Genomic DNA, 10,410 nt, shown 5'->3' with positions numbered 1-10,410 from the left:
ACCTGCTCGAAAAGCACGTGCCTGTCTGTGGGGGCCGACCCGCCAATCACCCTAATGGGGATGAAAACCGTGTCGCGCACCCTCGTGTCGCTACCCCATACAAAGGAAAGGGGTGGTCGGCGGGTGCCTTTTGGTTTTCGCTAACCAGTTCTGCTCGTGCCTTTTCGTTAAAGAGCAACTTCTCATCTTCCTTGCAACCCGTTGTAAAGAGGGCGCACAGCAAGGCGGCATATAATATTTTTTTCATTGTCATGTTTGTTTAGTTTACATATACAGCCTCGTCTTTTGGCAGAGGCACTACGTAGGTTTCTACCGAACCAGGCACGGAGGTCCAAAGAATGGTGCTTGCGCCAAGTCGCTTGTAGGCATAAAACGCCTGCCCTTCTCCGTAAAACTCCTTATTATATTCTTTCACCAAGAGGTCAATCCGCTCGCTGTCGTTGGCCATCGTGGTGGGCGTTACGTCGCGCGCTGTGCAGAATGTGGCGTAATAGGCATTGGCGTCTGCAAGCGGACTGCTTTCTATCGCGATGAGATACATCTCGGAAAGGCGGATGAGCGGTATCACGTTCTTGGCAAGTGTGGGCATCTTCTCGGTTTGGGTGTACTTCTGGAAGTAGAACGGACGATTGTAATAGCTGATGTTCACCTCTTCCCACAGGTTGACGAAACGTATGTCGGACGTGCCTGCCTCATACAGGCGTGCCGTTAGTTCGGCCTTAGGCTTTTGATAGGTGCGCCCCGTACCCAATGTTTTTGATAGGTCGTTCGCCTTTAAGTTGAAGACGTGTTCTGCAGAAAGCGTCTTGTCGCCTCGCGAACAATCGTCGCGTGTGCCCAGTCGGAACATCGCGTTACCTTCGGGTGTCTTCGCATCTATCACGAGCTTGGCATACGCTAATGCTTTTTCCTTGTTACCCATCCACAGATAGGCGCGTGCTTTTAGCGCGCACACGGCGTAATAGTTCATTCGCAGTTGACGGGCGGTGAAGAAGTTGTCTTCTGATGCTGCGTCCTTGTTCAAAGCCTCGATAGACTTCGAACGCACGGGGTCGTCTTTCAGACAGCTCTCCGCCTCGTCAAGATCTTTGAGCAATTGTGTTGTAAATTCGGAGTAGGAGAGAAAGGCGTTGGGGCGGTTGGTTACTGTCGTGACGTATGGAAGAACTTTGGATGTGGGCACGTTGTTGGGCATCGGACCGAAAAGCCGCAACACATCCAAGTGGCAGAAAGCGCGCAAGCCCAAGGCTTCGCCCTTGATGAGGTTGTAGTTGGTGTCGTCTAGCACGCTGCGATGCTGCTCTATGCCGCTCAACAACCCGTTGACGTCGGCCACAACCTTGTATAGGTTGTTGTAGATGTTGCCCATCGCCGTTTCTACCACGGCGGCCTTATAGTCGTATTTGTTGAGATATTCGCCCACGCTGCCAGCGTTGTAGGTCCAGTGTTGTGCCAAATTCTCTACTGTTCCGCACACCATCTCTTCCCCATAGAGGTTGGTTTGCTTCATCCGTATATAGCTTCCGATAAGCACGCTGCGGCAGCCGTCCACCGTAGAGAACATCTCATCCTTCTCTTTTTCGGTGGAAGGTAGCACGTTGAGGAAATCGTTGCAGGCCGTGGTTGTGCCCAGAATGAGCAACAAGGCTATGGTAAATTTGCCAAATTTCATTGTCTTTGGGTGTTTAGAGTTTAGAAACTAACGGATAGGGTAAACGAGCAACGCCGCGAATAGGGGTAGGAAAGTCCGCGTTCTTGCTTAACGCTCGAGAGATAGAAGAGGTCGCTTAGGTCGCTGCTCAACGTCAATACCTGTATGCCCAAATTGCGTTTCAGCCACGGGTTGTTGCTGAACATGTAGGCTAGGTGAATGTTCTGGCAGCTGAGCGTGCGTTCGTCTTGCACGAACCTTGTTGTGGCATTGGTTATGGTTTCGTTGTTCAAGCCCTTAAAGAATGTACGGTCGTCTTTCTGTTGCCAGCGGTCGCGAAATACCCTTTCGTCTACGTTGTAGTGTTTGTCGGCGTTCTCGATACGGTTAGCCAGCGTGGAATTGTATATCTGTCCGCCAAAGCGATAGCCGAAAACCACGTTGGCTGTGAAATCTTTCCAGCGAATCATGCTGCTCAATGTGCCGCGGAATTTGGGCTGGCTGATGCCGCACGCCACGCGGTCTGCCGCGCTCCACGTGTGGGTTAGCTCGCCGTTCTTCTTTCTAAAAACCTCGTTGCCCGTGCTGGGGTCTATTCCCAGCGACTGAACGGCATAGATGGTGTGTTGCGATTCGCCCTCGCGTATCACTTTGTTAGGCGTTGTCCCACCCGTAAGAAGTCGCTTGGCATACTCGTCTTTCAAGGCTTGCGACAGTTTCACTACCTTGTCTTTGTTATGTGCGATGGAGCCTGTTACCGACCATGCAAGCTTTTGCGAGGTGTTGCGCAACAGAAAGCCAGTGGCTTTCACTTCAAAGCCGCGGTTCTCCACCTCGCCAATATTCTCCACAAATGATGTGAAACCGTTAGAAAGGGGCAGTTTTAACGATGATAGTAAGTTAGATGTTTTGTCGAGATAAACGTCGGCAACAAGGTTCAGTCGGTTGTCGAAGAGGTTGATTTCAACGCCTGCATTCCATTTGTCTGTCTTCTGCCACTCCAAGTTGGGGTTCTCCAGTGCCTTTTGGTAAGTGCCAATCCAGCTGTTGTAGCGGTCGTTCAGATAATAAGAATAGGTGGCTATGGCTTGGTAGGCACTGAACTTCTGCGAACCAGTTTGCCCGAAAGAAGCCCTGAATTTGAGCCTATCTACGAAACGAACGTTTTTCATGAACTTCTCGTTATGCACGTTCCAGCCGATGCCCACCGAGTAGAACGGCGCGAAACGGCGGTTTTTCCCAAACTGCGAAGAGCCGTCTATGCGGTAGGCCAGGTCGGTGTAATACCTGTTGTCGAACGAATAGTTGGCGTTAAACACCAATCCCACGGCGCGGGTTCGCGACTCTCCGCCCGATGGTTTGCCGCCTTTCTGGTATTGCAAGGCGTTGGAAGGAAAGTCGAGGTATTCGTCTGTAAAGCCCTCGAACACGAAGTTGTAGTTGCGGGCGAAGTTAGATGTAACATTCCAGTTGGCTGCCGCATACAGAAGATGTTTCTCTGCGAAGTGTTTGGAATAGCTTGCCGTGAGTGCCACTTCATAATTTGTTAGCTTGCCTGTGCCGTAGTTATAGCGCCCTTTGCGCAAGCTGCCTTCCTCCGTTTGATATTCGTCGGATTCGAACATCGTGTGTTTGGCCGGCTTATAGTCGTCGGTCTCGGTGTTTCGCCACGTCAAACCAACGCGCCCTCGCGTGATGAATCCCTCGAAAGGCCGCCACTCGATGGAGAAATTGTTGGTGATGTCGGTGTATTGTTGGCTGTTTTTCTGGTTGAGCATGGCATTGTAAAGCGGGTTGGCAGGCAAATTGCGGAACCCGCCATAGAAGTCTACGTCGTTGTCGAACATCTTGATAAGCCTGCCGTTGTCGTCGTATGGCCGCCAATAGGGGTTCAATCGGGTGTAATCTGAGAACGAGCCGTATGGCGATTCATCTGATTTGGTGTATCCGATGCTGAGGTCGTTGGTGAAAATCAAGCTGCGATGGCTGTAAGAAAGGGTGATGCCACCGTTGAAGTTGTTGCGGTTTGAACCTTTCATCACACCTGCCACACCGTTATATTGCAGCGAGGCTGCATAGCGGAAACTCTCGTCGCCGCCCTCAATGCGTATGTTATGCCGTTGCCCCACCCCTGCGCGTAGCGGTTTCGACAACCAGTCGGTTTCAAATCCACGTGTGATGTTCTCTAAAATGGCCGAATATTTTTTCTTCAAAATAAAGTCGCGTCCCGGGTTGGTGCTTTGGTAATAACCCGAACGCCGTTCCAATTCCAGCTTGTCGGCGGCGTTCAGCAAGTGATAGTCCGACAGGTCGGGCACCTCAACGTTAAGGCTACCACTATACGAGAACCGCAACCGCCCCGTTTGGGGTGTCTTGCGCTTGATGACGATAACGCCGTTGGCTCCGCGCGAACCGTAGATGGCCGTGGCGGAACCGTCTTTTAGCAGCGTGATGGATTCCACCTCGTCTTCGTTCAAGTCCACCATCCGCGCCAGGCTGATCTCAAATCCGTCCAAAATGATGAGGGGCGTGTTCAGGTCGGTGCGTGTGTTGTCTTGCAGGTTTGTAAGGGTTGGCAGGTTGGCGGTACCGCGAATTTGAACATCGGGCAGACGGTTGGGGTCCGACCCATACTGGTTGTTTGCCAGTAAGTTGAACGACGGGTCGATGTTGGCAATAGACGTAAGCAGGTTCTTGTTGCCAAATTCTTTCAGCTCCTTGTTCGTGATGGTGGCCACCGCTCCCGTAAACGCCTCTTTGTTTTTCTGGAAAATACCCGTCACAACGATGTCTTTTATCGTTGTGCTCGACTGCATCGACAGGTTGCGGACAACCGCTGTGGTTCCCCGTTCGATGGTGATGCTTACAGGGTTCATGCCCACGTACGAGAAACGCACAACGGTGAGGCTTGTGGGAATGTCTATGTGATACATGCCATCCATGTCCGTTACGCCGCTCACTTTACCGTCGGCACCATACACGGTGACGCCAATCAGCGGCTCGCCGCTTTCGCTTTTCACTTGCCCTTTCATCGTTCTTTTACTTCCCTGCGTGGCTTGTTGGCTCGTCTTGGATGCCAACTCGGCACTTTCGGCATGGCAAGGCAGTTGTGGAAATGTGGTCCACAACATCAACAACAAGAGCCTGGTAACTCGTCCTACTTGTCTGTTTCTTCGCATAAAGAAAGTTCTCATTTTTGTTAATTGCTCGTGTTTTCCCTGCGATTAGTGTACAGGGGTTGTTAAATACTGTTGATCTCCTGCCTGTTTGTCCACGTTCTACTTTACTGTCAGCGGTATTGTTGTTAGATTGCGAAAAGGCGTTAAGAAATCGTTTGCTGCAAATTTATGCGTTTTTTTCGAAAGTTCCAAATATCCCGAAAATTATTTTTTCTATGAAATCGTCTTGGTTTTTAATATTTCTATAAATTCAGAGTGGGTCGTCTATAAATTCAGAGGGGTTTGTCATCTTTGTGATGCCAATACAAGATAAGCACACTTCTCATACACGCAACGCGCACTTATGGCGCATTGCCTAGCAGATGCCAACACAAGATAAACACGTTTCTTATACACAAGGTGCAGGACAAATCGGCTCACTGGCTTATAAACTCACGAAAAACCAACAACTCCCGAACACATCAACTCATCAACCGACAAACTCATCAACTCAAAAACTCATCAACTTACAAACTAACGAAGTTACTAACTTATCAACTTACGAACTCAAAAACTCGCCAACTGACAACCTCATCAACTTACGAACTGACAACCTCATCAACTTACGAACTTACAACCTCGCCAACTTACAACCTCAAAAACTCATCAACCTGAAAACTTAAAATTCTTATTTTTATTTTACAATACAGCTCTAATTCTCGCTCCGTTCTAGCGAAAAATGGGCTAAAAAATAGGTAAATAGCCCCTGTTTCTAGATTTTTTCGTCTTCCGTTTTGTCTGTTTTTAAGAGCAAAGCCTGCATTTAGCACCATTTTACCTTTCTAGATTGGTTGGCAACTCGTAATTTTCTAAGCCCAATTACCCACTTTTTGCCCCTGAAATCCCACTTTTGGGCGACTATTTTGCCCATTTTAGCCATGTGTTTCATGGTTCTAAGAGGTTTTGTTTATACCATTGCGGTGTATGTTTATGCTTCTCGTCTTGCATTCTGCAGCATTTTGCACTGCGTTTTGCACCATTTTGCCTTGCATTTAGCATCAAAACGCACTGCATTTAGCACCAAAACGCATTGCGTTTAGCACCAAAACGCGCTGCATTTAGCGGCAAAATGCACTGAATATAGCAGCAAATTGGCCAAAAACAGGTTCAAACAGCACTCTATATTAATAAATATTCATTTTGCCCGTATGTACAACTACCCTTTATTTGCATCAAAACAAACCTTCGCGAGAATCGATTTTTTGCGACAAGGCGAACGATTGGTGGCAAAAAGAGCACTCATAATGTTAAAATTCTTACTAAAAAGTGGACAAGTTAACGGGTGGGGAAGTTGACGAGTTGGGAAGTTGACGAGTTGACAAGAGGACAAGTTAACGAGTTGACGAGTGGGGAAGTTGACGAGTGGAGAAGTTAACGAGTGGAGAAGTTAACGAGTGAACGAGTTAATCGTTCTTTTCTCGCCATGACAATGTTCGAATAAGCTCGACATTGTTCATTTGGCTTAACGAAAACGTTTATCTTTTCGTCTTTGGACATAAATACGTTCATCTTGACATAAGAACATAAGAAACATAAAGAAGTGCTCTTTGCTTTCTCCTCATTATGTGCCACAGGACAGATGCTTTCAACTGGCAGCGAAAGCATTGAAACAACTCCCACCAGGTTACCTTTTTTGAGGCATAGCCACGTTTTGCCACAGGCAAATGGGGCAGAATTTCAGTTCTTATCATATCTTAGTCCAGTACTTCGTACATGATAGGCGTGTTTATCCTGGATTTATAACGCAAAGATAATAAACCCCTATCCCTTTTTTAGAAACATAAAAGTGAAGACGACTTCTATTACAGTCCGCTAATAATAAATTTTTATTGAGAGAAAAACTTTTAGCAGACAGCAATATAAGTATAATGTTTGGAAAGTCAACTGGGGTTTTGCACGTGGAGTTGGCCATGCTGTGCAGGCCTTAAAGAAAACGTTGCGCTTTGAGAAACAGGGCTGTTTGCACGCCTTATCACCCGCTTGTGTGCGGGGGATGCAGCATGTTTTGCTCCGTTTCCTCAAAGCGCAACGTGTGGTTTGCGCGATAATGTTGGTCTGCCTAATGGCTTACCAAGTGGCGCGCTGGGGTTAAAGCCATTGCGGCAACTTGTCGAGATGTATGCCGTTGCTGCCTTTTACAAGGATGTAATGGTCTTCGGGACGATGCTTTTTCAACTCGGCTATCACTTCTTCTACGTTGTTGAACTTGCGGAAAGCACAGCTTGTGCGGGCAAATTCGGGGCCAACGAGCCACACTTCGTCGAGTGTGAGCTGCGAAAGCTGGTCGACAATGGCTTGATGTGCGCTTTGGCTAACGGCTCCCAATTCGAGCATGTCGCCCAAAATGGCCATCTTGTGCGGCACTTCCATATCGTGAAAGTTGTTCAGGGCCACGCTCATGCTTGTGGGGTTGGCATTGTAGGCGTCCATAATCAGCTTGTTGTGTGCCGTTTCTTCCAGTTGCGAACGGTTGTTGCTGGGCACGTAATTGGCCAAGGCGCGATTGGCCTCTTCGGCCGAAACGCCTAAGAAAAGGCCCACACTGAGGGCGGCAAGCATGTTTAGCACATTGTATGCCCCAACAAGGTGGGTTTGAACCTCGTTCCATGCGCCGCCTTCGCGTTGCCAAGCGAAACGTAAGAAGGGGGCAGCCGAAACCACTTTGCCGCTAACGAAGAGGTCGGGGCGTGCAGGCGTGCCGTAGGTTACGAGGTCTAGCCCCTCGGCAATGCCCATCAGGTGGGGATTGTTGGCATCGACAAACACCTTTCCGCGCTTGCTTTGGCGCATAAAGTCGTATAGTTCGCCTTTGGTTTTTACCACTCCTTCGAACGAACCAAAGCCTTGCAGGTGGGCCATGCCTACGTTGGTGATGAGCGCGAGGTCGGGTTCGACCAGCTCGACCAGTGTTTTTATGTCGCCCGGATGACTGGCACCCATTTCTACCACGGCCACTTCGTGTTCGGGTTTAAGGCGTAGTAGGGTTTTGGGAACGCCAATGTCGTTGTTGAAATTGCCCAAAGTGTACAGCACGTTGTACTTCTGGCTCAGCACGGCAGCCAGCAGTTCCTTAGTGGTTGTTTTGCCGTTGGTGCCCGTTATGCCCACAATGCGCGTGCCAAGGGTGCGGCGATGGTGGCGCGCTAGCAGTTGGAAGGCGCGCAATACGTTGTCTACTAGTATGTATCGCTCATCGTTAGGTGGGCAATATTCGGCCTCGTCTACCACGGCAAAGGCGCAACCTTGCTGCAAGGCCGCGGCAGCGAACTTGTTTCCGTTGAACGATTCGCCTTTAAGGGCGAAGAAAATGCTACCCGCGGGGCAGTCGCGGCTGTCGGTGGTTACTATGGGGTGGCGTTCAAAAACCTTATATAACTGTTCTGTTGTCATATTCTTTCTTTTGTGTTGGCTGCTTTTGCTGGGTGTGGGCAATTGGCAATTTGCTCTTGCCCGCTAGCCGTAGGGTGGGCGTTATTCGTCTACTTTCAGTTCTTTGCGGTATTCGCCCAATCGTTTAAGCAACTGTTTGGTAACTTTTTCTGTACCCGGTTTTCCGTAGATGTTGTTCAGTTCGTCGGGGTCGGCCTGCAAGTCGTACAGCTCGTAATAATCTATGTCGGCATCATCGCGAAAATAATTGATGCGTTTCAATGCCTGATATGTATAATATTCGCTAGTTCCGGGTGTGCGTTGGTACTTGTTTTCTTGCACGGCGCGGTCGCTGCCCTTGCCGAAGAAGTGGATAAGCTTGTAGCGTTCGTTGCGTACGCCATCATGTTTACGCACAAGGTGGTAAGTGGGATAGTCGTAATAATGGTAGTAAAGGTCTTTACGCCAATTCTTTACCTTTGCTCCTTTAAATAGCGGTTGCAGGCTACGGCCACTCATTTCGGTGGGCTTTTTCACCCCGGCAAGTTCGAGGAAAGTGGGCGCGAAGTCGATGTTCTGTACCAATTGGTTGCATTCTGTTCCTTCTTTTACATGTCCGGGATAGCTGATGATGAGCGGCGTGTGAAACGATTCTTCGTACATAAAGCGCTTATCAAACCATCCGTGTTCGCCCATATAGAAACCTTGGTCGGAGGTGTACACCACGATGGTGTTGTCGCTAAGTCCGTTTTGTTCCAAATAATCAAGCAGTCGACCCACGTTGTCGTCAACAGAACGTATCACGGCAGCGTAGTCGCGAATGTAGTTTTGGTATTTCCACTTCACCAATTCCTTGCCTGTGAGTTTTGATTCGATAAACTTCTTGTTCCTTGGCATATAGTATTTGTCGAAGGCTACGCGCTGTTCGGTGGTAAATCTGCTTGTTTCGCCGAGCAGTGCGTAATACGAATCCATGCTTTCCACATCGGCCGTGTCTAGCGTTTCGGGCACTTTCAGGTCTTGAATCATGCGCAAGTCGTCGTCGATGCGCATCTTTTGCGTTCTGGCAGCCGAGCCGCGCGTGGCGTAATCGTCCCAAAAGGTTTTGGGAAGTGGGAATTCTACGTCACCATAAAGCCCAAAGTATTTTTCTTCGGGCATCCAATTGCGGTGCGGTGCCTTGTGATGCACCAGCAGGCAGAAGGGTTTAGACTTGTCGCGATGCTCTAAGAAGTTGATGGCGTGGTCGGTAATGAGTGTCGTTGCGTAGCCTTTCTCTTGCTTGTACTTGCCATATTCGCGGTTGGAGCAGAACACGGGGTTGTAATAAGAGCCTTGATTGTTGAGGATATGGAAGAAATCGAACCCCTTGGGGCGGCAGTGCATGTGCCATTTGCCTACCATTCCTGTGGTGTAGCCCGCCTTTTGTAGTAGTTCGCTGAAAAAGGTTCGGGTGGTATCGATGCCTTCTCCCAGTTGTCGTTGCCCGTTTTGGTGGCTGTAAAGACCTGTGATGAGGCAGGCGCGACTGGGTGTTGACAGCGAGTTTTCGACAAAGGCCGACCTGAACAGCATGCCGCGGCGCGCCAATCGGTCGATGTTGGGCGTGGGCGCAAGCTTAGATAAGGCACTGCCGTATGCGCTGATGGTTTGCATGGAGTGGTCGTCGCACATGATATATAATATGTTGGGACGCACGGCAGTGGCTTGTCTCGCTGCGTTCACGGGATACGTGGCCAGTTCAGGACATTTGGGGTAGCTGGTGTCGTTGGTTTGTGCCATTGCTCTTTCGGCTGTCGTGGCCAAGGCAAGGGCAGGTAACATGGTGAGCGAAATGTTGGATGGTAGATTCATCTTTGTGTAAGTTGGTTGCTGTTTTGCGCCAGCATGTGTGTTCGCTAAGCATGTGGCGAGCATGTAGGCAGCGCGTTATGTGCTACAAAAGTACACAAAATCGTGGGGATGGATGCCCCCAATGCCACATTTTTTGTTTGGTGGGCGAAACATTTTGAATGGGGATGGGGGTGGTGGATGGTGTGCGAATGGCACTCCTTATTATATAAAGTGGGATGGTGTTGGTTGGGCGTGATGGTATTGGCTGGTGTGCGAATGGCACTCCTTATTATATAAGGTGGGGTGATGACAGGTGTGCCGAGCGAAGTGCGAAGAAAG

General features: G+C 49.3%; 6 protein-coding genes. All 6 read right to left on the bottom strand.

Annotated elements, in window-relative coordinates; genetic code table 11:
• Window positions 1–46: 46 nt before the first annotated feature.
• A complete protein-coding gene (locus BN93_RS17470; RefSeq protein ID WP_157462736.1) occupies window positions 47–247 on the bottom strand; it encodes a hypothetical protein in 201 nt (66 codons plus the stop codon).
• Between the two features lie 12 nt (window positions 248–259).
• Window positions 260–1,672, bottom strand: coding sequence for a RagB/SusD family nutrient uptake outer membrane protein (locus BN93_RS06560; RefSeq protein ID WP_019187539.1), 1,413 nt, complete (start codon window positions 1,670–1,672; stop codon window positions 260–262).
• A 20-nt stretch (window positions 1,673–1,692) separates the two neighbouring features.
• The gene (locus BN93_RS06555) at window positions 1,693–4,830 is read right to left on the bottom strand and encodes a SusC/RagA family TonB-linked outer membrane protein (RefSeq protein ID WP_232211124.1); all 3,138 of its coding nucleotides are present in this window, start codon (window positions 4,828–4,830) and stop codon (window positions 1,693–1,695) included.
• Between the two features lie 2,127 nt (window positions 4,831–6,957).
• Window positions 6,958–8,259 carry a UDP-N-acetylmuramoyl-tripeptide--D-alanyl-D-alanine ligase gene (locus BN93_RS06545; protein ID WP_044260132.1) on the bottom strand — a complete coding sequence of 434 codons (1,302 nt, stop codon included), beginning with the start codon at window positions 8,257–8,259 and terminating at the stop codon, window positions 6,958–6,960.
• A gap of 81 nt (window positions 8,260–8,340) precedes the next feature.
• Window positions 8,341–10,020 carry a sulfatase family protein gene (locus BN93_RS06540; protein WP_044260129.1) on the bottom strand — a complete coding sequence of 560 codons (1,680 nt, stop codon included), beginning with the start codon at window positions 10,018–10,020 and terminating at the stop codon, window positions 8,341–8,343.
• Window positions 10,021–10,136: 116 nt separating this feature from the next.
• A partial coding sequence (locus tag BN93_RS18545) for a hypothetical protein (protein WP_232211123.1) occupies window positions 10,137–10,410 on the bottom strand: 274 nt, incomplete at its 5' end.

The sequence above is a fragment of the Prevotella conceptionensis 9403948 genome (assembly GCF_000312305.1).
GTDB lineage: Bacteria > Bacteroidota > Bacteroidia > Bacteroidales > Bacteroidaceae > Prevotella > Prevotella conceptionensis.
Note: the sequence above shows the minus strand (reverse complement) of the source record. Positions and strands in the feature narration are given on the sequence as shown.